Source organism: Halostagnicola bangensis (genome assembly GCF_054653435.1).
This window is the reverse complement of the sequence record NZ_BAAIGG010000004.1, coordinates 242834-265051: the sequence shown is the minus strand read 5'-3', so window position 1 is coordinate 265051 and position 22218 is coordinate 242834. Positions and strand designations below refer to the sequence as shown.

Annotated in this window: 18 protein-coding genes; 14 read left to right on the top strand and 4 right to left on the bottom strand. The window is 60.8% G+C overall.

Annotation, left to right across the window (positions count from 1 at the left end; translation table 11 throughout):
- Positions 1-39 precede the first annotated feature (39 nt).
- The 6 genes from ACYQ14_RS21010 (at position 40) to ACYQ14_RS20985 (ending at position 6250) form a co-directional block, all read left to right on the top strand.
- Positions 40-1644 carry a uracil-xanthine permease family protein gene (locus tag ACYQ14_RS21010; RefSeq protein WP_283837802.1) on the top strand — a complete coding sequence of 535 codons (1605 nt, stop codon included), beginning with the start codon at positions 40-42 and terminating at the stop codon, positions 1642-1644.
- Positions 1645-1716: 72 nt separating this feature from the next.
- Positions 1717-2175: a hypothetical protein gene (locus tag ACYQ14_RS21005; protein ID WP_459891154.1), complete on the top strand. Its 459-nt coding sequence runs from the start codon at positions 1717-1719 to the stop codon at positions 2173-2175.
- A 44-nt stretch (positions 2176-2219) separates the two neighbouring features.
- Entirely contained in the window at positions 2220-3431 is a 1212-nt protein-coding gene (locus ACYQ14_RS21000; RefSeq protein ID WP_459891152.1) for a molybdopterin molybdotransferase MoeA, read from the top strand.
- A gap of 89 nt (positions 3432-3520) precedes the next feature.
- Complete coding sequence (locus tag ACYQ14_RS20995) at positions 3521-4729, top strand: CaiB/BaiF CoA transferase family protein (RefSeq protein WP_459891150.1); 1209 nt, start codon at positions 3521-3523, stop codon at positions 4727-4729.
- 8 nt (positions 4730-4737) lie between these two features.
- The gene (locus ACYQ14_RS20990; RefSeq protein ID WP_459891148.1) at positions 4738-5877 is read left to right on the top strand and encodes a thiolase family protein; all 1140 of its coding nucleotides are present in this window, start codon (positions 4738-4740) and stop codon (positions 5875-5877) included.
- A gap of 10 nt (positions 5878-5887) precedes the next feature.
- Positions 5888-6250, top strand: a complete 363-nt coding sequence (locus ACYQ14_RS20985; protein WP_459891146.1) for a Zn-ribbon domain-containing OB-fold protein — start codon at positions 5888-5890, stop codon at positions 6248-6250.
- Positions 6251-6683: 433 nt separating this feature from the next.
- Here ACYQ14_RS20985 and arcD read toward each other — a convergent pair whose 3' ends face one another.
- Positions 6684-8120: an arginine/ornithine antiporter ArcD gene (gene arcD / locus ACYQ14_RS20980; protein ID WP_459891144.1), complete on the bottom strand. Its 1437-nt coding sequence runs from the start codon at positions 8118-8120 to the stop codon at positions 6684-6686.
- Between the two features lie 453 nt (positions 8121-8573).
- On the opposite strand from arcD, the gene ACYQ14_RS20975 reads away from it, so the two are divergent.
- The 6 genes from ACYQ14_RS20975 (at position 8574) to ACYQ14_RS20950 (ending at position 17012) form a co-directional block, all read left to right on the top strand.
- Positions 8574-9944, top strand: a complete 1371-nt coding sequence (locus tag ACYQ14_RS20975) for an aspartate aminotransferase family protein (RefSeq protein ID WP_459891142.1) — start codon at positions 8574-8576, stop codon at positions 9942-9944.
- A 6-nt stretch (positions 9945-9950) separates the two neighbouring features.
- Positions 9951-10340, top strand: a complete 390-nt coding sequence (locus tag ACYQ14_RS20970) for a Rid family detoxifying hydrolase (RefSeq protein WP_459891141.1) — start codon at positions 9951-9953, stop codon at positions 10338-10340.
- Between the two features lie 184 nt (positions 10341-10524).
- Complete coding sequence (locus ACYQ14_RS20965; protein ID WP_459891139.1) at positions 10525-11871, top strand: amidohydrolase; 1347 nt, start codon at positions 10525-10527, stop codon at positions 11869-11871.
- A 218-nt stretch (positions 11872-12089) separates the two neighbouring features.
- A complete protein-coding gene (locus tag ACYQ14_RS20960) occupies positions 12090-12737 on the top strand; it encodes a DUF8102 family protein (protein ID WP_283837789.1) in 648 nt (215 codons plus the stop codon).
- A 1094-nt stretch (positions 12738-13831) separates the two neighbouring features.
- Positions 13832-15508, top strand: coding sequence for a BCCT family transporter (locus tag ACYQ14_RS20955; RefSeq protein WP_459891137.1), 1677 nt, complete (start codon positions 13832-13834; stop codon positions 15506-15508).
- A gap of 142 nt (positions 15509-15650) precedes the next feature.
- Positions 15651-17012 (top strand): aminotransferase class III-fold pyridoxal phosphate-dependent enzyme, encoded by a 1362-nt coding sequence (locus tag ACYQ14_RS20950; protein ID WP_459891136.1) that lies wholly within the window; start codon positions 15651-15653, stop codon positions 17010-17012.
- 374 nt (positions 17013-17386) lie between these two features.
- On the opposite strand, the gene ACYQ14_RS20945 is transcribed toward ACYQ14_RS20950, so the two are convergent.
- From ACYQ14_RS20945 to ACYQ14_RS20935, 3 genes are all read right to left on the bottom strand, one after another.
- A complete protein-coding gene (locus tag ACYQ14_RS20945; protein ID WP_459891134.1) occupies positions 17387-17644 on the bottom strand; it encodes an AbrB/MazE/SpoVT family DNA-binding domain-containing protein in 258 nt (85 codons plus the stop codon).
- A 280-nt stretch (positions 17645-17924) separates the two neighbouring features.
- A complete protein-coding gene (gene ilvA / locus ACYQ14_RS20940) occupies positions 17925-19157 on the bottom strand; it encodes a threonine ammonia-lyase (RefSeq protein WP_459891132.1) in 1233 nt (410 codons plus the stop codon).
- Complete coding sequence (locus ACYQ14_RS20935) at positions 19154-20506, bottom strand: amidohydrolase (RefSeq protein WP_459891130.1); 1353 nt, start codon at positions 20504-20506, stop codon at positions 19154-19156. Before ACYQ14_RS20935 ends, ilvA begins: the two co-directional genes overlap by 4 nt.
- A gap of 126 nt (positions 20507-20632) precedes the next feature.
- On the opposite strand from ACYQ14_RS20935, the gene ACYQ14_RS20930 reads away from it, so the two are divergent.
- Together ACYQ14_RS20930 and ACYQ14_RS20925 are read left to right on the top strand one after the other, a co-directional pair.
- Positions 20633-21604: an NAD(P)-dependent oxidoreductase gene (locus tag ACYQ14_RS20930; RefSeq protein WP_459891128.1), complete on the top strand. Its 972-nt coding sequence runs from the start codon at positions 20633-20635 to the stop codon at positions 21602-21604.
- Positions 21605-21714: 110 nt separating this feature from the next.
- Entirely contained in the window at positions 21715-22071 is a 357-nt protein-coding gene (locus tag ACYQ14_RS20925; protein WP_459891126.1) for a TrmB family transcriptional regulator, read from the top strand.
- Positions 22072-22218 lie beyond the last annotated feature (147 nt).

Sequence of the window (22218 nt, the reverse complement as noted above, 5' to 3'; positions counted from 1 at the left end):
GTACAGCACACTCGGTGAGAGCCGGGGAAAGAGATACACATGACAGAAAATACTGGCAATTCGGACGATATAGAGGCGGACGGGGGCTCCGTCTCTCGAGAAGAGGCGTCGTTCGTCGAGTACGGAATCGAGGACAAACCGCCGCTGGGAGAATCGGTCCTCCTCGGTTTACAACACTATTTAACGATGATCGGGGCGACCGTCGCGATCCCCTTGATCCTCGCAGGTGCGATGGGGATGCCCGACGGTGAAACGGCGAGGCTCGTCGGAACCTTCTTCGTCGTCTCGGGGATCGCAACGCTGTTACAGACGACGTTCGGGAATCGATACCCGATCGTACAGGGCGGGACGTTCGCCCTGCTCGCACCGGCGCTTGCGATCATCGGTGCGCTCGGTGCACAGGGCGTTGGCTGGGAAGTCACGATACTCGAGTTACAGGGGGCGATCATCGCGTCTGCGGTCGTCCAGGTCGGGCTCGGATACATCGGTGTGCTCGGGAAGCTCAAATACTACCTCTCACCGGTCGTGATCGCACCGGTGATCGTGCTGATCGGTCTCTCCCTGTTCGACGTCGCGGACGTGACGACGGTGGACCAGAACTGGTGGCTGCTCGGGCTCACCCTGTTCCTGATCGTGCTGTTCTCACAGTACCTCGACCAGTACAGTCGGTACGCGAAACTGTTCCCGGTGCTTCTGGGAATCGCCGTCGCCTGGATCGTCGCCGCAGTGCTCTCGTTTACGGGTGTCTACGGTTCAGAAACGACCGGCTACGTCGACACCGGAGCTGTCGCTGAGGCGTCCCTGATTCAACCGATCGTACCGCTGCAATGGGGTATTCCGGAGTTTACCTTCGCGTTCGCGATCGGTATCTTCGCCGGAATCCTCGCATCGATGGTCGAAAGCCTCGGCGACTACTACGCGGTCGCCCGGATCGCCGGCGTTGGCGCACCGAGTGAAAAACGGATCAACCACGGAATCGGGATGGAAGGGATCGGGAACATCATCGCCGGCATCATGGGGACGGGTAACGGATCGACGTCCTACGGTGAGAACATCGGTGCGATCGGTATCACCGGCGTCGCATCCCGCTACGTCGTCCAGATCGGCGCAGTCGTGATGCTCGTCGTCGGATTTATCGGCTACTTCGGCGCGTTTATCACGACGATTCCGGCCCCGATCGTCGGCGCACTGTACATCGCGATGTTCGGACAGATCGCCGCGGTCGGTCTCTCGAATCTCAAGTACGTCGACCTCGACTCCTCGCGCAACGTCTTCATTATCGGTATCGCCCTGTTCATGGGACTCGCGATTCCGGTGTACATGGGCAACATCGAAGCGGCCGCCGGGGCCGCCGATATGGGAGCCACCGACTACTTCCGAGAGGAAATCACGTCCAACGCCGCCGTAATTGGACCAATCCTCGGTCAGCAGGTGATATCTGATACGATCTTCGTGATCGGATCGACGACGATGGCGGTTGGTGGTATCATCGCTGTCCTGCTGGACAACACGATCCGCGGCACTCGAGAGGAGCGCGGACTCACACAGTGGGACCAGTTGGCCGAAGGCGAAGACGAATTCGTCACCTACTTCGAGCAGATGCGCTCCGGTGACGAGCAAAAACCGGTCGATCAGGCCGACTAATCGACGAGTCGTTCGCGCTTTTTTAGCAGTCGGGGGAAAATTTGATTAGGTGGCCTCACCCACACATTGGCAATGCCGAGTCGACACGGCCTCGACCTCGATCGCGGAGAACGACTCCACTACAGAGGGGGGCTTCGAAACAACGAGGAAGTTGGCGTCACCGAAAAGCGGCTGCTGGTCAAAGCAGACGACGAACTCACGAGTATCCCCTACACGAACGTCGAGGAAATCAACAACGAGGCGTTCAACTGGTTTCTCGCGATTCTCAGCGGTGCGCTCGTCGTGTTCGGACTCTACTCGATGATGTCGAATCCGCTTTTGGGCGGCGGGTTCGCCGCGGCAGGTCTCTGGAGTCTCTACCGGACCTACAAGCATCGAGATCGCGTTCGGGTACATACCCACAGTCAACCCAAGCCGGTCGAAATTTTCCCCGAAGACGTCGAAACGCTCTATGCGGAACTCGAGCCCGCCATCGAGGCGGTCCGAGAAGAAGCAGAAGAAACCGAAGACCGCCATCAGAAACGGGAGTAGTCGGCTCACCAAACGCTTTTTTCGATGCCCGGTGAGGTATCGCCATGAGCGAGCACGACGATCTTATCTGGCGAAAAGAGGCAACGAAACGAACACTCTCCGTTCGAGAGGGGTTTCTCGAGTCTCGAGCGACGACAGCCCGTCCGGTCGAGGATATCGCTGGCCACCACCTCGCCGAAACGATCCTCGCACCCGCAGATCAACCAGCCACTGATCGGGCGACGATGGACGGCTACGCGTTCGCCTCGAGCGACGATGGCCCGCTCGAGGTCGTTTCCGGAACGAGCTACCCCGAATCCGACCGGCCGACGATCGAGTCCGGCCAGGCGATCGAAATCGCGACGGGAGCGCCCCTCCCTGAACGGGCGGATACGGTCGTCAAACAGGAAGACGTCGACCTCGAGAACGGGATGATCGCTCCGCCGTCGCTCTCGGCGGGAACGTACGTCTACGAGCGCGGCTCGAACCTGTCGGCGGGCGATCGGCTCTACTCGAGTGGAGACCGACTCTCCGCGCTGGACGCGATTTTGCTCGGCGATATCGGTCGCGAGGCGGTGGAAGTCACGGAGCCGTTCTCCGTCGGCGTTCTGGCGACCGGCACCGAAATTCACGAGGGCCGTCACACCGACCTCGATTCGCCGATGCTGTGTAACCTACTCCGTTCGTGGGGCCACGAGCCGACCTACGAAGGATCGGTTCCCGACGAAGGAAACCGGGTCGAAACGCGGATCGAAGAACTCGCCCTCGAGCACGACGTGGTCGTGACCACCGGCGGCACGAGCGTCGGCGCGAAGGACTACGTCATCGACGCCCTCGCGAATCTCGGAGACGTCGACTTTCACCGCGTTCGGATTCGTCCGGGGAAACCCATCGCCGTCGCTCGGTTGCCCGAGTACGACGCGCTCGCCGTCGCCATTCCGGGGAAACCGATCGGCGCGTACGTCAGCGCCGCGTTCGTCGCTCGAGCGCTGTTCACCGGCGAGAAGGGCGTTCCCACCGTCGAATACCAAATGACCCACGATATCGGCCTCGGCCCAGAAGGGTTCGAGTACGTGATTCCGGTCACGCTCGAGGACGAAACGGCGACCCCGCTCGGTCACGTCGACTCCCCGCTCGCGGTCTACGAGGAGACGTTCGACCCGAGCGTCCTCTCCTCGAGCACGCGAGCGGCCGCGGCCGACGGGTTCGTCCTGACGACGAGCGATATCGCGGCCGGCGAGGACGTGGCGGTGGTTCGAACGTCGGCACTCGAGTGACGTTCCAGCGGGCTGGCGGTTCCCACGAGCCGCCGTCCGACCTGATAGGAAGCTTTTTCCCCGATCCGTACGGAGTGATACGACATCACATGACTGGCAGCGATCGCATCTTAGACGGCGTGAGAGTCCTCGATCTAACGACGTTCGTCACCGGCGGCTTCTGTTCGTTGATGCTCGCGAACCAGGGCGCGGAAGTCATCAAGGTCGAACGGCCCGAAGTCGGCGACGATAATCGCCACTCAGGCCCGCCGTTCATCGACGGCGAATCGCCCTACTTCTGGTCGGTCAACTACGGCAAGAAGAGCGTCGAACTCGACCTGAAATCCGAGGCTGGCCGAGAGGCGCTGTACGAACTCGCGAGCGAGGCCGACGTCTTCATCCAGAACTACCGCCCGGGAACCGCCGAGCGGTTGGACGTCGACGAGGACGCGATTCGATCGCACAACGACGACATCATCTACTGTGCGATTTCGGCGTTCGGCCAGACCGGCCCCTGGCGAGAGCGTCCGGGCTACGACCTGCTGATTCAGGGCATGAGCGGCATCATGAGCGTCACGGGCGAACCCGACAGCAAACCGGTGAAAGTCGGACTTCCGATGACCGACCTCATCACCGCGATGTGGGCCGCCTTCGGCGTCTCGAACGCGCTCTACCGGCGTGAGCGAACCGGCGAGGGCGAGTACATCGATTTGGGCATGCTCGACGCCGCGCTACCGTGGCTGACCAAACAGGCCGGAAAAGTCTTCGCCGGCGAATCGCCCTCGCGGATGGGAACCAAAGATCCCGTCCTCGCACCCTACCAGACGTTCGAGACGGCTGACGGCCATATCAACGTCGCCTGCCTCAACCAGAAGCTCTGGAAGGGCCTCTGTACGGCCCTCGAGCGACCGGACCTCGTCGACGACGAGCGCTTCGAGACGAACGCCGACCGGGTCGAGCACATGGACGAACTCGAGGCGGAACTCGAGGAGACGTTCCGAGAGTTGACCACGGACGAGTGGATGGTCCTCCTCGTCGAGGAAGCCGGCATCCCCGCTGGACCCGTTCTCGAGGCCGAAGACGCGCTCTACAACGAGCAGACGGACGCGCGCGACACCGTCACGACTATCGAGGATCCCGAGCGCGGCGAGATTCCGGTCATCGAGCACCCGCTCAAGTACGACCGCTCGAACAGCGGCTTCGAGTCGCCCCCACCCAAACTCGGCGAGGATAACCGATCCGTATTCGCGGACCTCGGCTACAGTGAGGACGAACTAGACGACCTCGAAGCCCGCGGCGCGTTCGGCGGAGGGGAGTGAGGGCTCCGATGGACGTCTCCATCACCGGCGTTGGAATGACTCGCTTCGAAAGCGACGCCCAGGCGAGCACGCTCGAGCTCGCCGAACGCGTCGCCTGGGACGCGCTCGAGGACGCCGAGATCGACCCCAGCGCCGTCGAATCGGTCCACGTCGGAAACATGGCCGCCGAGGCGCTCGACGCGCGAACGGGCCTCGAGAACGCCGTCTGTGGCGCGCTTGGAATCGAGGGCGCGACGGCGGATCGAATCGAAAACACCAGCGCGAGCGGCGCGAGCGCACTCCTTCGCGCGGTCGACGCGATCCGCGCCGGACGGTCGCGGACCGCACTCGTCGTCGGCGTCGAGACGATGTCGTCGGTCGACACCGACACCGCGACGGACGTAATCAGCAGTCTCACACACGACCGCGAGTACGTGCAGGGACTGACGCTGCCCTCGTTCGCCGGACTGGCGGCCGACGCGTACCTCGAGCGCTACGACGCCGATCGAGACGCGCTCGCAGCGGTCGCGGTCAAGAACCACCGAAATGCGGCCGCCAACCCGTACGCCCAGTTCCGGAAGGAGATTACGATCGAGGACGCTCTGGATTCGCCGCCGGTCGCCGAACCGCTCCGACTGTACGATTGCTGTCCGACCAGCGACGGCGCCGCCGCAGTCGTTCTGTCGGCCGACGGCGGGGAGATTCGGTTGTCAGCTATCGCGGGTGCAACCGGCTCCCACGCGGTCGCCGAACGACCGGATCCGCTCGAGATCGAGAGCGTCGCGCTCGCGGGCAAACGAGCCATGGAAAGCGCCTCGATCACCCACGAGGACGTCGACGTCGCCTGTATCCACGACGCGTTTACGATCCTCGAGCTGCTCGAACTCGAGGAACTCGGTTTCTACGATAGCGGGCAAGCGTGGCGGGCGACGCTCGACGGGCGAACCGATCGCGGCGGAGAACTGCCGGTCAATCCCGGCGGTGGACTCAAAGCTCGAGGGCATCCGCTCGGTGCGACCGGCGTCTCACAGGTGATCGAACTCGTCTGGCAACTTCGTGGCGACGCGCCCGGGGAGGGCCGCCAGCTCGATGATCCAGATGTCGGGTTGGCGATCAACGTCGCCGGGTTCGGGAACAATTCGATCTGTACGATCGTGAAGCGAGCATGACGGGGAAAATATGAACGAGAGCAGAGAGCCTACAGTCGAAAGCGACGACGCGGGCCAAGCGTTTCGATGCACGAACTGCTCGAGTAGCTGGTACTATACGCGCGATCGCTGTCTCGACTGCGGGTCGTCGTCGTTCGAGACGTACGGACTCGGCCCGGGGCAAGTCGTCGCGACGACGACCGTGCACGCGACGCCCCCGGGCGTGAAAACGCCGAATTACCTCGGACTGGTTCGGTTCGATGACGGCGTGAGCCTCATCGCTCAGTTGGAAAGTTCCGGCGTTTCGGTCGGCGAATCAGTCGGGTTCGGCGAGATCGTCACACTTCGGGAGGGAGACACGGCGAGTATCGGCCCGCAACTGACGACCGAGTAGCGAACCCGACGACCGCGTAGCAGAGATCTCTCGAGCGGCGAACAGCGATATCGGTTCGGCGGAAATCGAAGTTGTAAGTAACTCTCCCATTTGAGATAATACTCAATACCAGCCAGTTTCGAATGCATTCTGTGATTCCAGTAGTTTCTTCGAGTGATTGAATCCGCAGATGCTACACGTGGAAGGTGAAAATGCGCCCATATATTTTATATTTCCCGTATTTTAGCCATAATTGCCATTTTATACCCAGATAGAGAGTGGTATAGGATTTTTCTCACAGAATGGTACCGGCCGTTAACAAAGTAGAATCCGAAGTATAGTTGCGATTTCCTCGCTAACACTCTCAGTGTTTTCTGTCATTACTCTCTAATAGTCGAACATTCAATGTGTTATTTTCCGATTACCGTACAGGTCCTCGTTCGACAGTCGTCCCTCAATCTGCCGTCTGAACGGTCTCGGCACGGTGGGTCGACGGAACGCCGAAACCGGTCAGCGCCATCGCGAACAACACCAGCGGAGAGAGCATCCCGAACAGGTAGTACGGGGCGTACTCGAGCGTCGGAACGCCGGTGGCGGAGGCCATAAACACCCCGCCCGCGTGCCACGGAATGAGCGCACCGGTGGGCGTTCCCGCCGCCTCGACCGCTCGAGAAAGTTGGTCGCTATCCAGGTCGAACTCCTCGTAGAGGTTTCGAAGCGTCATTCCCGGCAGGACGATGCTCATGTACTGCTGGGCGGTGAGCGCGTTGATGAGGATCGCTGAGACGCCCGTGCCGGCGATCAGTCCTCCCGAACTCCGAACCCCCTGCGAGAGCCGGTGGGCGAGCACCGCGAGAACGCCCGTTTTCTCGAGGAGGCCACCGAGGACAAGCGCAGCCACGACGACCGTGATCGTCCAGGCCGATCCGGTGAGCCCGCCCGTCTCGAGGAGTTCGTCGACGAGTTCCAAACCGGTGGCGGGGTTCGTTCCGTTCAGAAAGACTTCCCAGGCAGGGACGAACCCGGTCCCCTGGACGAGTATCGAGGTGAAGACGCCGGCGAAGACGCCGACTACGAGCGTCGGAAGCGCGGGGTAGCCACGAAGGGCGAAGCCGAACGTGATCACGAGCGGGAGAAACACCAGCGGCGAAACGTCGTACGTTCCGGCGAGGGCGCTCTGGATCTCCACGACCCGTTCGGCCGGGACGGATCCGCTCGACTGGAGTCCGAGTGCCGCGAAGGCGAGAACCGCGATCCCGAAGGCGATCAGCGTTCCCGTCCGCATGCGACGAATGTGGTCGTACAGCGGCGTGTTCGTCACACCCGCGGCGAGGTTGGTCGTGTCCGAGAGGGGCGATTGCTTGTCGCCTGCGTACGCCCCCGAGATCACCGCTCCGACAGTCATCGCGCTCGGAACGCCGAGACCGGTTCCGATGCCGACGAACGCGACGCCGAGGGTTCCGACCGTCGTCCACGAGGAACCGATGGCAAACGCGACGACGGCGGCCAAAACGGTCGCAACGGGCAGGAACACCATCGGCGACAGCAACTCGAGACCGTAGTACATCATCGCCGGAATGGTTCCCGCGTCGACCCACGTGGCGATGAGCGCGTAAATGGTGAAGATGATGAGCAACGCCTGCAGCCCCATCAGGAGGCCGTTCGAGATACCATCGTAGAGGTCCGCCCACGAATACCCGAGGTACTGCCCGAACGCGCCGACGAAGACGATACTCCAGAGCAACGGAACGTGCGGATCGAGTCCGAGCACTGCGGATCCGATACCAAGAGAGACGACGACCGCCAGAACCGGGAGGAGCGCGAGCCGAACCGACGGACGCCGATCCGGGTCCAGTTCGTCGACAGTGGTCGGGGTGAAGTCGAGTGCCATTGGCGAGATAATGCCCTCGAGGAATAAAAAGAGATTGTTTGATTACTATAGTGTATGTTTCCTGCTACCGAGATGCACGTTCTCGTGACCCATCGGTGAAGCCGCAATCAGGGGTTCATAGGGTCAGTTGTAACTGGTTACCGGTCAGTCGCCAGAGCGGGGTGGCGACTGGTCGGAAATGACGTATAACCGATCCTATCAGGGTTCTAGCGGACGAGGCCGACCGGTACACGCGCAACGACAGGACCGATCACCGAATCGGTCTCGGGACCTTCAGCGCTTTCCCTCCCGGTTCTCGACGTCGAGAAATCGGGATCGAAAAACCGGTAGCACGAGCGCGATTGGGTGGAAAGCCGGTTTAGCCGCATGGTATCGAGTGAATATCAATATCTGTGTACAGTCAGTATGGTTTTTGTAGACACTTTTTTATAATTGTTTCACCTGATACCACGTATGACGGCTGGACCGCCCATCGAGGAAATTCACTTCGAAGACGCACCGAACGTCGAGGACGTTCCCGGACCGAACACCAGGAGGCTCCTCGAGAAACAACGCGAGATCGACAGCAGCGCCGTCGCCTACCCGAACGATATTCCGATCGCGTTCGAGGATGGAAAGGGAGCAACGGTACGGGACGTAGACGGCAACACCTACATCGACATGTTCGCCGGAATCGGCGTGCTCAACGTCGGCCACTCGAACCCGTACGTTCTCGAGGCCGTCCACGAGCAGGCGGACAAGTTCGTGCACACGGTCGACTTCCCGACCGAGGCTCGCCTCGAGTTGATTGAAAAACTCGATGAAATCGCCCCGTCGGGATTACAGGGGGAAAATCGCGTCGTCTTCGGCGGACCGACGGGCAGCGACGCCATCGAGGCGTCGATCAAACTCGCGAAGTACAACACGGGCGGCGATGGACTCATCGCCTTCCGCGGGGCCTACCACGGCGCGACGACGGGGGCGATGAGTCTCACGTCGAACAAGAGTTTCAAAGAACACTACACGCCGTTGCTCGCTGACGTCGTCCACGCGCCGTATCCGGACCCGTTCCGACAGGAAAAGGAACCACAGGAGGCCGTCGATCACGCACTCGAGGAGGTCCAGGCCATCGTCGAAGATCCGTACGGCGGCCTTGCCAACCCGGCCGGTATCGTCGTCGAGCCGATCCAGGGAGAAGGTGGCATCGTAACGCCGCCGGCGGGCTTCCTGCAGGGATTGCGTGATATCGCAGACGACAACGACATCGTCCTTGTGTTCGACGAGATTCAGAGCGGACTCGGCCGCACCGGCGAGTGGTGGGCGAGCGACTGGGCGGGCGTCACGCCGGACGCGATGACCTCGGCGAAAGCCCTCGGCGGTGCCGGTTTCCCCCTCTCTGCGACGCTGTACCACGAAGATCTCGATACCTGGGGCCCGGGCGACCATGCCGGAACATATCGTGGCCACGTCGTCGGCATGCGAGCCGGTACTCGTGCGATCGAGTACATTCAGGAACACGAACTGCTCTCGCACGCCCGCGAACTTGGTGAGTACATTCGGGATCGGCTCCACGAGGCCGCCGACGGTACCAAACGTCTCGCGGACGTCCGCGGCCGCGGCCTGTTCATCGGCGCGGAGTTCGTCGACGAGACGGGGAGTCCGGACGGCGACCTCGTCGACGACATCCAGCAGTACTGTTTCGAACGGGGCGTGCTGGTCTGGACGGCCGGTCGCCACGGCAACGTCTTGCGATTCCTCCCACCGCTCGTGCTCACTCACGAGCTTGCTGAGACGGCCCTCGACGTCGTCGTGGAGGCGATCGGACAGACGACCGGAGCGAACTGATCGCGGATGACCGAACCCGAACCAATCGAAACCGACGGTGCGCCGAGCAACGACAACCCCTACTCGCAGGGCGTCCGCGACGATGGGACACTCTACGTCTCCGGGTACGGGCCAGTCGATCCGGCGACGGACGAGGTCGTCAACGGCGATATCGCGGCACAGACCGACCAGATCCTCGACAATATCGCCGCGGTCGTCGACGAAGCCGGCGGGAACAGTCTCGAGGACGTGGTCAAAGTCACCGTCTATCTCACGGATCTCGAGGACTACGAGCAAGTCAACCGGGCCTACGGTGCCAGGTTTGGCGAGACGCCCCCTGCCAGAGTCTGCATCGAAGCGTCGAGGCTCCCCGACGACATCCGCGTCGAACTGGATGCGATCGCTTCGCTTGACTAGAGATATCCGACTCTACGATCCAACTCCACGATCCGACTTCACGATCCGACTTCACGACCGCACAACTGCGGACAGTATCCCGACCGAACGGCGAACCGCAGACGAGATTCTACACCGATCGCGATGGTGCCGTGTGCGATTATCGACCACGATTAAGTATCCCCCCTTCGTTGTGACGACTACGATGGGACACGACGGACGACACAGGCTGACCGAGCTACGACGGGCGTTTCATCGCTACCCCGAGCCCGGCTGGTGTGAGTTCCGAACCACGGCCCGAATCGTCGAGGAACTCGAGCGAATCGGCGTCGACGAAATCGCCGTCGGGCGGGACGCGCTCTCGTCGGAAGCGCGAATGGCCGTACCCGACGACGATGATCTCGAGCCGTGGCTCGAGCGAGCGCGCAAGGCGGGCGTTCGGGACGATATTCTCGAGCGAACTGCGGACGGTCACACCGGTGTCGTCGCGGTTATCGAACAGGGGAACCCCGACAGTGGTCACGGCGGCGATAGCGGACAGGAAACCGACTCCATCGGCGGTGTCCGTGGGGGAGAACCGTGCGTCGGGCTTCGAGTCGATATGGACGCTATCTCCCTGCGGGAGTCGAACGAGCCCGGCCATCGACCCGCGGACGAAGGGTTTCGGTCCGAACACGACGGGTACATGCACGCCTGCGGTCACGACGGACACATCGCGATGGGGCTCGGGACCCTCGAGGCGGTGAAGAGAAGCGACTTTTCGGGGACGTTCAAAGTGTTCTTCCAGCCGGCGGAGGAGATTTCCGGCGGCGGCCGGGCGATGGCCCGAGGCGGCTATCTCGACGACGTCGACTATCTTCTCGCCGTTCACATCGGACACGACGATCCGACCGGAACGGTCGTGGCGGGCGCCGAGAAGCCGCTGGCGATGGCTCACTTGACCGTAACCTTCGAGGGGGCGAGCGCCCACGCGGGCAAAGCGCCGAACGACGGTGCCAACGCGATGCAGGCCGTCGCGAGCGCCGTCCAGAACGCCTACGCGATTCCGCGCCACAGCAACGGAATGACCCGAGTCAACTTCGGTCACATTGAAGGCGGCACCGCGAGCAACGTCATCGCCGAGGAAATCACGCTGGAGGGCGAAGTCCGCGGCGAGACGACGGCACTGATGGAGTACACCAGAACCGAACTCGAGCGTGTACTATACGCAGCCGCGGAGATGCACGACTGCGACGTGACCCCGCGCGTCACAAGCGAGTCGCCCCGCGTCGATAGCGATCCGGCGCTTCGAGACATCGTCGGTGAAATCGCGAGTACCGTCGACGGCGTCGATTCGGTCGTGCCCACCGCTGAGTTCGGCGCGAGCGAGGACGCTACCTTCCTCATGGAACACGTCAAGGACAACGGCGGACTCGCCTCGTACGTCCTCGTCGGAACTGATTCACCCACGAATCAGCAGACCCCGACGTTCGACATCGACGAAAAAACCCTCGAGATCGGCGTTTCGGTCCTCGCTGACGCTATCGTCGAATGCTCGGATCGACACCACTAGGGGGCCTCTTCTCACGACCGGATATCGAGCGAGGTGTGTAGTCGGTCTGTACCGTTTCCAGATTCTCGACCGAAGAGAACCGTCGAAACAGCGGCATTACCGGGAGCAGTGAGGCCGTTCGTGCTCGGATCCGGATCGCGTTCTCTGCGAACCTGTTCGCCAACCATCACATTTATCGGATCAGAAGCATTAATTCGGGGGCTACCCGTGTTCACTGTATGAGTCAGGACGAGATGCCGGAGTCGCTTCGGACGGCAGCGGACGCGGATCGCCCTCGTGGTATCCTCACACCATCGGATCGTGACTTCTTGCTCGGACGGAAGACGGACTACACCGACCACTCGAAGAAACAGAAACGAAATCGCATTCGAAGACGAGTTCGAAACGCGGTGCTCGATTTCAGTATCCTCTTCGAATATATGGAAGAACGCGATCGGAACACGGTTTTCGATCCCGACGACGAGGAGCGCGACGCCTACACGCAGGGTATCACCGACATGCTCGCGTTTTTGCACCTCGGGACGATGGGCTATCACACGCCGTTCAAGGACATGCTCTCCGAGGGAGTCGGCAAAGCCGAACAGCGACTCGCCGGGTCGAACTACCGGATGGTCAACGTCGAGTTCAACGTTGACCCCGTTGGCCAGATCGACGTCGACGAAGTGGTCGAAAAACTCGAGGACGAGGAGTTTGCCCAGCTCACCGACGAGGAACTACGGGCGTTCGTCCGGTTGCTGACGATGTCCGACGAATTCTCGCCCGACGACGCTCGAGAGGAGATCAAAGACCGCGTCGACGAGTACACCAAGAAAATCAACGAGAGCACCGAGACACGAGAACAGAAACTCGAGAAACTGACGAACTGAGTTGCACTCCGTACTGCCTTTGTCGTCGCTTCGCTGGATGAGGACAGACCAACCGACGTGGGGCGGGAACGGAGCCGGACGAGTTCGCCATCAGCCGCTCGGATTCGGGGTTCTACAATCGTTCACCGAAAGGACAGACTCACGAACACCGACGATTCTACAGTATCAGCCGTCGGTGTATCAGCTGTCAATGGTAGAACCCAGGAACGTCTGGTAGCAATAGCGATACACGCTGGTTCACGACTCAAGACACTCGGTGAACAATTTGAACAGGAAGAACAGTTGAGCAGAAACCAACGAAAGGGAAAACTCGCTTTATCGACCCTATAGCTATCTAGTGTTGGTTGCATTACGTACATGACGGGGGGAAGGCCGCCGTCAATTTCGACGATCCGACCACTATCACACCCACCCGTCTCCAAAAGGGATCACCCGTGGCGTCGAATCCGACGCCTGATCTCTACTACCCCTACCCTTTGATACACAACGCTTGGGCAGCGGTGACTCCAACAACTCGATACCTGAGGGTGTCGTACGCGTAACGGATTACCTGTGGGTCGTACGAGATGTGGGTCGTACGAGAGAGCCCGGGTCGACTGAATCCGAATCGACTGAGTTCGGATCGAATATCCCCGCTGATACGAACGGGCTCGTTGAGTCGCACGAAGCGAAATGAAAGCCCCCGTTCGGGCCGATCAATCGCTCATTTGCAGGCGCGGACATCGGTCCGGAATTGCGGAATCCGCTCGTCGCATTCGACAAACACGCTTGAACGTGATATTCTCCCTGCGTAAACGGAGGTTTCATGCCGATTTTATGCTATTACCGATCCGTGGTAACTCGATAGGAATCCGTTCAAACCGTTCTTCCAGTGGATTCTACACATTCGGTCAGTTCAATCCGAGATTGACGACGCGTAGTTGGACGTTCTGTATAAACAAAATCTGTATATGCCAGTTACAAAAAGGAAATATTTATACCATAGACTAACGACAAGTTCGGTATGCTTTCGCAAAGCATAGTATGTGTTACGTGGAGACAGGGATGGTGTCGCCGAACGACACGCTCTACCGCGGAATTGGAGGTGAATAGCAATGAGTGATGCAGACCGCGGGATGGTAAATCGGTTCCTCGAGGAACTCGATCCAGTCGTCTTCGTGTTCGGTGCGTTGCTTTCGGTCGGCGTGATCGCAGCGTTCTTCGTCGACCGAGACGCCGTTTCGACCGGAATCGAAGTCGTTCACAACGAAATGCTCAGCTACCTGAGCTGGGCGCTACTGGTGATCGTCTTCTTGATCGTCGTCTTCTTGCTCTTCTTGATCGTCGGGCCGTGGGGGAAGATCAAGTTTGGAGACGGCGATCCGGAGTACAGTTTCCTCTCGTTTTTCGCGATGTTGTACTCGGCCGGGTTCGCCGCAGGCGTCGTGTTCTGGGGACCGACTGAAGCGCTGTTTTATTATGACGACCCGAATCCGCTGTTCGGCGCAACCGGCGGCTCGAGCGAGGCGATTTCGCTCGCGGTGCAACAAACGCTGTTCCACTGGGCGTTGCCGCAGTTAGCCGTCTTCACCATCATGGGAATTGCGATCGGCTACTTCGCGTACAACTACGACAACGTGCCCCTTCGGGTTTCGTCGGCGCTCACGCCGATACTCGGTGCTGACAATCTCGACGGGCCGGCTGCGAAAGTGATCGACATCCTCGCAGTGTTCGCGACGATCGGCGGCGTCGCGACCTCGCTGGGCTTCATCGGGAGCCAGTTCGTCAGCGGACTCGACTACCAGTGGGGGATCAATTTGGGCGACGTTGGCGTGCTTCTCGTGGTGACGATGATGACGGTCTTGTTTACGATTTCGATGGTTCTCGGGATCGACAAGGGAATCCGTCGGCTCTCGAACTTCAACATGATCATGTTCGTCGGGCTGATGATTACGACCTTCATCGTGGGGCCCACCATGTTCCTCCTCTTGCTCGGCTCCCAGGCCGTCGGCGGCATGATTTCGGACTTTACGGCGATGAGCCTGTACACCGGTGCCGGTGAAGGGGGGACCGGATGGGTCGAAGCCTGGACCGTCTTCTACTGGGCGTGGGCGCTCTCGTGGTCGCCTTTTGCCGGACTGTTCATCGCGCGAATTTCCAAGGGACGAACCGTCCGCGAAGTCGCGTTCACAGGGATCGTTGCGACCTCCGCGGCGACGATTCCGTGGTTTACCTTCGTCGGCGGAACCGCCGTCTGGGCCCAACACAACGGTGTTGCCGACTTCGGCGAAGTGCTTGCGGGAGAGGCCGGTGCGGAAGCCTCCGGCTTTATTCTCTTCGACGCGCTCCAGTTTTCGGTGAATCTGGGGATTGCCGAATTGACGTTGCCGGTCGGTTCGATCCTGATATTGGTCTTCATGGTCCTCGTAACCACCTTCTTCGTCACATCTGCCGACTCGTCGACCCTCGCCGTCTCGATGATGACGACCGGTGGGAAAGCGAGTCCCTCGAGCATAAACCGAATCTTCTGGGGAATCGTTCTCGGATTAACCGCCGCGATCCTCATTATTCTCGGCGGCGAAGGCGGCGCCGATGCGTTACAGCAGGCCGTCGTCATCACCGGCGCCCCGTTCGCGTTCGTCTGTTTCCTCGCGATGCTCTCGCTTATCAAGAACTTCAGCGCGACGGAAGGTCGAATCCTGCTCCAAGAGGAGACGGTGCTGATCGGTACGAGCGAGGAGCAATCGGATAGCGATCCGCCGACGAGCGTCGATCCTGGCGACGACGACTAACGGGCAGTGGGAATTCGACTTCACCGTCACAAAGACCGAACCGAAAATTGGGCGGAAGACTCGAGAAACCAACCGACCGCCGTCCGAACCGGTGAGACAGCCTATAACAAGTTTTAATGTATGTCATACACATATTCTGTGTATGGATAGGAGCACGGCGGAGCCCGACGTGGCCGCGTTCCCCGGACCGAACGCTCGAGAGTGGGTCGAGTTTCACGGGGCCAACGCGGCACCGAGCGAGTACTCCCACGAGTTCGTCTGGGATATCACTCGCGAGGCCGACGGGCCGTTCGTCACCGACGTCGACGGAAACGTTCTGCTGGACTTTACGTGTCACATCGGTGCAGCGCCGCTCGGATACAACAACGAGAAACTTCTCGACAAGCTTCGGGAGTTCGACCTCGTCGAGCCGATGAAAATCGCGGGCCAGGACATGTACTTCGGGGCAGGGCCAACCCCCGACGAGTCCGACGTTCCGGGCTCGAGTCACCTGATGGCAAAACTGGTCGATATCTCGAGTCAGTACGGGATGGACACCGTCTTCCTCTCGAACTCCGGCGCGGAAGCGATGGAGAACGCGATGAAGATAACGCACGACCACCGGGCCCCCGCAAAATACGGCGTCGCGTTCGAAGGGAGTTTTCACGGCCGTACCCTCGGAACGCTGTCGCTGACGAAATCCAAGGAGATCTACACGCGCCAGTATCCCGAAATCAGCGGCATCGAGACGATACCGTTCTGTGCCGACCGCGGCTGTAGCGCAGAGACGTGTGACTGCGGATTCTTTACCGGATCGGGTTCGCGGCTCCGAAACTCGCTCTCGCCCGAGGGAGGCCACATCAACCCCGACGAAATCGCCTTTCTCACCCTCGAGCCGATCCAGGGCGTCGGCGGCTATCGCTTCCCCAGCGAGGCGTTCATGCGCGAGGTCGCGGACGTCACCGACGAGTACGACATCCCGCTCGTCGTCGACGAAATCCAATCCGGCGTTGGCCGAACGGGAAAGATATGGGCGTCGGATCACTACCCGATCGAACCAGATGTGATCGCCAGCGCCAAAGCGCTTCGCGTTGGTGCGACCATCTCGCGGTCGGAAATTTTCCCCGCGGAAAAGAACCGGCTCGGCTCGACGTTCGGCGGCGGCGACCTGCTCGGGTCGATGATGGGCGCGTTCACCCTCGAGGCCATCGAGGAGTACGGTCTGCTCGAAAACGCCACGCGACGCGGCGAGCAAGCCAAAGAACTGCTTCGCGACGACGCGCCGGACTACGTTGAGGACGTGCGCGGCAAAGGGCTGATGCTCGCCGTCGAGTTCGACACGACCGAACGTCGCAACGCCGTCGTGAAGGAATCGCTCGAACGCGGATTGCTGACGCTGGGCTGTGGCAAAAAGACGATTCGGCTGCTCCCGCCGCTGGACTCGAGCGAACGCGAAATCGCGCTTGGGGGAGGGCTTTTTCTCGAGGCGATCGATTCGGTCGGGAAGAGCGCGAGAGCGGCCTAACGGTATCTCCCGGGTGGAAGCTTCGGTTCGTTCGGAACCGTGTTGAGTTCGCGGACACGATCGCGGTGATCGAGCGAAACCGCTGAAACGCCGTAGTAGATACAATTACCACCCCATTCCCAAACTTCGGGGATCAGGTAGAGTTTTTATACTGAATCGACTCCAAGTGGTGAATACCCGTGGGCAACACGGTTTGCCCTCCATTCCACCCATCCCCACTCAGCCTTCATCTCCACCCCTCTCGTCCCATAGGCATCCCCCGGGCATCCCACGGGCTTTCCACGATTCGATAGCGACGGATTAGGTAGTCGAATTCTTCTTTCGAGAGACGGTCGTTTGTAACGCGGTAAAGAAGTCCGTGTCAGCGTAGATCATCACCGGTTTCCAGACAGTTCGTCTAACGCATCTTCTCGAGCGGTCTCGCGGGACTCTCGTTTGATCTCCTCGATCGATGTATCGTCGAATGCGTCGCCGACGGCATCGCGGAGTCCTTCGATCGGATCGTCGTGGAGCGGGATCAATTCGACCCGATCTCTGCGTTCGACGACCCGATATCGGTCGCCGTGTTTCCCACGGATCTCGTGAGGAATGACGATCCGACCTCGATCGTCGGCCTCAACTGTTTCACCCATGAAGTTTCCACTATGGCGGCAATACTAAAAAATGTCCACGAACGGTGATTTATTCCCCCCAAACTTACCCGACCGGAAGCGAACGAGATTCACAGCCACCGGTGCGCTATTTATCAGGAAACGGGGAGCTATTTGACTCAGAACAACGGGCTGACGACAGTCGCTTCTTCCGCTCTTCCCGTGCAGAGAAAATTGTCTTCTCGGCATGGAATTCGATTGTTCGGAGAAAACCAGCCCGCTGACGGTTTATCGGGATCCGAGGACCGCACTTCCGCCCCGTTTATCGAGACTCGAGCACCGAAATCTCGTCCAATTCCTCAAGTGCCTCGAGAACGCCTGACAGATGCTCGGGACCGCTCCCTTCGAGTCCGGTCGTCACCGGAACGCGATTTGGCTGATCGACGGGGCGACGGCGAGCGCGCTCGAGAACGTCCAGTTCGGCTCCGCAGTCCTCGACCGTCTCGATGAGCTCGCCGAGCGCTGTGGGCCAGCCGTCGACGGCCAGCCTGGCCTCGAGATAACGCTCGAGTTCCCCCAATCCGGTTCGAACCAGTTCCGCGTGCTCGGTGAGGTTCACGTTGCCGCCCGAGACGACGATACCGACGTGTTCGCCCTCGAGATCGAGTGAGTTCGAGTCCGAGAGCGCAGCCGCGAGCGGTGCGGCTCCAGCACTTTCCGCGACCGTCTTGGCGCGTTCGGCCAGTAGCGTCACGGCGACGGCCATCTCGTCGTCTCTGACGGCGATCACGTCGTCGACGACATCGCGAGCAACCGCGAAGGTCGTCTCGAGCATTCTGGTGTCGGCGATTCCTTCCGCGACGGTGTCGACGGATTCGAGTTCGTGAATTCGATCGTCCTCAAGCGACGGCTTCGCGTGAAGGGCGCCTTCGGGCTGGACGCCCACGACGCGGATATCCGAATCCGTGGCCTTCAGCGCGGTTCCGATGCCGGAGATCAGTCCGCCGCCGCCAATGGCGACGAGCACGGTATCGAGTTCCGGATACTGTGCTCGCAACTCGAGCCCGATCGTTCCCTGGCCCGCGATGATCGCCTCGTCGTCGAACGGGTGAACGAAGGTCTCGCCCGTCTCGTCGACCCGCTCGAGGGCGTACTCGTAGGATCGTTCGTAGATCTTCCCCTCCACGACGACCTCGGCTCCGTAGCCGCGGGTCGCCTCGATCTTCGCGGCGGGTGTGACTTCCGGAACGACGATGGTGGTTTCGATATCGAGTACGTCGCCGGCCAGCGCCACCCCCTGTGCGTGGTTGCCCGCACTCGAGGCGACGACCCCGGCGTCGCGTTCCGCATCCGAAAGCTGGGCCATCGTGTTGTACGCGCCGCGAATCTTGAACGACCCCGTCCGTTGGGTGTTCTCGAGTTTGAGCGCGACCGATTCGGCACCGCTCATCTCGGCGAACGTCCGGGACGTGTCGAGCGGCGTGCGGTGAACGACGCCGTCGATGCGTTCTCCGGCGGCTTCGATGTCCTCGAGCGAGACGCGATCCCCGCTCATTTCTCGCCCTCCGAACGCGAGACGGGACGTTCTTCCGCCCGCGTGCTGGAACGCTCCTCCAACCCGGGGATCGGATGTCGGTGCTCGAGTTCTCGGATCGTCTCGACCAGCACCGAGACGCCGTGCTCGAGGCTCGCCTCGTCGACGTCGAACGTCGGCGTGTGGTGGCTCGTCGGATGGTCGGTACCGACGATCAGGTAGGACGCGAAGCCGCCGTCTTCCTGTACGCGTTCCATCAGAAACGTGGCGTCCTCGCTCGCGCCGAAATCGGCAGTGGGGACGACGTCGTCGATCCCCTCGACGGAACCCGCAACGGTCGCGATGACGTCGACGAGTTCCGTATCGCTGTCAGCTCGCGGCGACTCACTAATCACGTCTACGTCGGCCCGACAGCCGTGCATCGTCGCGGCGGATCGCATGACACGCTCGAGTTCGGCTTTCGCGTACTCCATCAGTTCCGTCGTTTCACCCCGTGCTTCGGCTTCGAGGTGGGCGCGTTCGGCGATGACGTTGCTCGCGGTTCCCGCCTCCGCGTGACCGATGTTTATCCGGGTCATCCCACCGCTGTGACGGGGGATTCCGTAGGTGTTCTCGATCGCCGTTCCCATAGCCTGGATCGCATTGTCGCCCTCCTGCGGGGCCTTTCCCGCGTGGGCAGACGTTCCCTCGATCGTCACGTCGACGTGACACATCGCGAGCGGTTTCTCGATGCCCGCGATGACCTGTCCTGTTGGGTGGTCAAGACCCACATGGATCGCGAGCAGGTAATCCAGGTCGTCGGCGAAGGAGCTCTTTGCCATCGGACAGCCGCCGCCACTTACCTCCTCTGCGGGCTGGAAAAAGACCACCAGCTGACCAGAGAAATCGCTCTCTTTGATCGCCTCGAGAACGGCTAGTCCCCAAGTCATGTGAACGTCGTGCCCGCACGCGTGCATCGTCCCCTCGATTTCCGAGCAGAAGCCTTCGGCGTCCGGCACGTGGTCGTCGCCCGAGGCCTCCTCGACGAACAGGCCGTCGATGTCGACTCGGAGGCCGATCCGAGGTCCGTCGCCGCACTCGAGAACTGCGACGGCTCCTGTGTTTCCGCCAGCCATTCGCTCGAGCAATTCCGGGTCGGCACCGCGCTCGTGCGCTCGTCGATCCCACCATGCGAGTTCTTCGTCGGCGGGAACGGCCATTCGGTCACCCGGATCGTAGGCGTCGGGGCCGACAGCGAGTTCGTCGACGCCGATCGCTCTAATTTCCTCGACGAGTTGAGCGGTCGTGTAGAACTCCCGCCACGCGGGTTCGGGATGGCGGTGGAGACTTCGACGGAGTGTGACGAGGCGATCCTGAACCGGTTCGTTCATGCGACTAGCTGACGCGCCCCATTACCTTAATAATACACAATTCTCGTTAACGTCGTTTACACATAAAGAATAAGACTGTTCGTGACAATCCTCACGCAAGCGTCACCCGGGCGCGAAGAGATCGATATGAGCACGAACCCAGATGTCGTCGTCCTCCGCGAAGGGACGGAAGGCCTGTCGATGGAATCGTACGCCGAGACGCTGTCCGAGCGCTTGCCGAACCACGCCGTCGAACTCGCACGGACGCCGAAAGCTGAGCGCGAACTCGTCCCACAGGCGCAGGTCGTGACCGGAATCACGATCGAGGAAGCCCTCCTCGAGCAGGCGGATCGACTCGAACTCTTCGCCTGTACCTTCGCCGGCACCGAGCACGTTCCGATCGACGCGCTCGCCGAGTGCGGCGTCGCCGTGACGAACGCCGGCGGTATTCACGCCCCCGGCATCGCCGAGCAGGCGATCGGGAACATGCTCGTCTTCGCCCGAAACCTCCACGAAGGGTGGCGCCGCAAGTCGAACAACGAGTGGCGTCACTTCCAGTCTCACGAGTTCACCGACAGCACCGTCGCGGTCGTTGGCCTCGGATCGATCGGTCAGGAGGTCGTTCGACGACTCGAGGGCTTCGGCGTCGAGACGATCGGAATACGGTACACGCCGTCGAAGGGCGGGCCGACGGACGAGGTGCTAAGCTTCGATGAAGAAGACATCCACGAGGCGTTCTCCCGGAGCGAGTACGTCGTCCTCGCGTGTCCGTTGAACGATCTAACCCGCAACCTCGTTGACGAGGACGCGCTGGCGACCTTGCCGCCGAACGCGGTGATCGTCAACGCCGCTCGGGGCGGGATCGTCGACACCGACGCGCTCGTCTCTGCGCTCCAGTACAACGGCATTCGCGGCGCCGCACTCGACGTCACCGACCCCGAGCCCCTTCCCAGCGATCACGAACTCTGGGATCTCGAAAATTGTCTGATCACACCCCACACTGGCGGTCACACGCCGAAACATTGGGATCGACTGGCCGACATCGTCGCGCACAACGTCGACGCTCTCGAGTCGGGAGGGGATCTGGAAAACGCAGCGTCGCAACCGGGTCCGCGGTGAGAGGCCGTACTGGCTAAAGTCAGATACATAATACACGATTCAGAATACAGACCATACGAGAGTACATTTATACGTATCGTGGCCGTTTCTGTCACTAACGGGATCGTCTCATGCCAATCAGCATCGACGAATTCGATCAGTTCGATTCGCCACAACGCCACGAAACGAATGCTGAACGAGTCGTTCGGTTTCTCGTTATGAACCGAGAGCAAGCGTTCAAGGCGAGCGAAATCGCCGACGAAACCGGCATCAACGAGAACTCGATTCAGCCAGTTCTCAATCGGCTCCGATCGCGCGAACTCGTCCGACACAAGGAGCCGTACTGGGCGATCGGCGATCTCGAGCGGGTTCGTGATGCGTTCGTGTTTCAGTCGACGAGTCAGTTTCTCGATGAAACGTTGGGCGCAGAAGACCGTCGAGAGTGGCTCGACGCCGCACAAAAGTCCGGCGCCGAGGACGACAAGTAACAGATTCACAGCCGCCGTCCGACGGCCTCAAACGGGGACACGTTGTCCTCGCGCCGGACCCTTTCAAAGAAACCGACGAGGCGACGAGACCCTGGGTAGTCGTTAATAATGAAACACACCCATTCGACGGGGAACAATACGTCGTAA

Bases quoted from the DNA above. Each gene is read 5' to 3' on its own strand.
- ACYQ14_RS21010 (WP_283837802.1), top strand. From the start codon at position 40: ATGACAGAAAATACTGGCAATTCGGACGATATAGAGGCGGACGGGGGC.
- ACYQ14_RS21005 (WP_459891154.1), top strand. From the start codon at position 1,717: ATGCCGAGTCGACACGGCCTCGACCTCGATCGCGGAGAACGACTCCAC.
- ACYQ14_RS21000 (WP_459891152.1), top strand. From the start codon at position 2,220: ATGAGCGAGCACGACGATCTTATCTGGCGAAAAGAGGCAACGAAACGA.
- ACYQ14_RS20995 (WP_459891150.1), top strand. From the start codon at position 3,521: ATGACTGGCAGCGATCGCATCTTAGACGGCGTGAGAGTCCTCGATCTA.
- ACYQ14_RS20990 (WP_459891148.1), top strand. From the start codon at position 4,738: ATGGACGTCTCCATCACCGGCGTTGGAATGACTCGCTTCGAAAGCGAC.
- ACYQ14_RS20985 (WP_459891146.1), top strand. From the start codon at position 5,888: ATGAACGAGAGCAGAGAGCCTACAGTCGAAAGCGACGACGCGGGCCAA.
- arcD (WP_459891144.1), bottom strand. From the start codon at position 8,120: ATGGCACTCGACTTCACCCCGACCACTGTCGACGAACTGGACCCGGAT.
- ACYQ14_RS20975 (WP_459891142.1), top strand. From the start codon at position 8,574: ATGACGGCTGGACCGCCCATCGAGGAAATTCACTTCGAAGACGCACCG.
- ACYQ14_RS20970 (WP_459891141.1), top strand. From the start codon at position 9,951: ATGACCGAACCCGAACCAATCGAAACCGACGGTGCGCCGAGCAACGAC.
- ACYQ14_RS20965 (WP_459891139.1), top strand. From the start codon at position 10,525: ATGGGACACGACGGACGACACAGGCTGACCGAGCTACGACGGGCGTTT.
- ACYQ14_RS20960 (WP_283837789.1), top strand. From the start codon at position 12,090: ATGAGTCAGGACGAGATGCCGGAGTCGCTTCGGACGGCAGCGGACGCG.
- ACYQ14_RS20955 (WP_459891137.1), top strand. From the start codon at position 13,832: ATGAGTGATGCAGACCGCGGGATGGTAAATCGGTTCCTCGAGGAACTC.
- ACYQ14_RS20950 (WP_459891136.1), top strand. From the start codon at position 15,651: ATGGATAGGAGCACGGCGGAGCCCGACGTGGCCGCGTTCCCCGGACCG.
- ACYQ14_RS20945 (WP_459891134.1), bottom strand. From the start codon at position 17,644: ATGGGTGAAACAGTTGAGGCCGACGATCGAGGTCGGATCGTCATTCCT.
- ilvA (WP_459891132.1), bottom strand. From the start codon at position 19,157: ATGAGCGGGGATCGCGTCTCGCTCGAGGACATCGAAGCCGCCGGAGAA.
- ACYQ14_RS20935 (WP_459891130.1), bottom strand. From the start codon at position 20,506: ATGAACGAACCGGTTCAGGATCGCCTCGTCACACTCCGTCGAAGTCTC.
- ACYQ14_RS20930 (WP_459891128.1), top strand. From the start codon at position 20,633: ATGAGCACGAACCCAGATGTCGTCGTCCTCCGCGAAGGGACGGAAGGC.
- ACYQ14_RS20925 (WP_459891126.1), top strand. From the start codon at position 21,715: ATGCCAATCAGCATCGACGAATTCGATCAGTTCGATTCGCCACAACGC.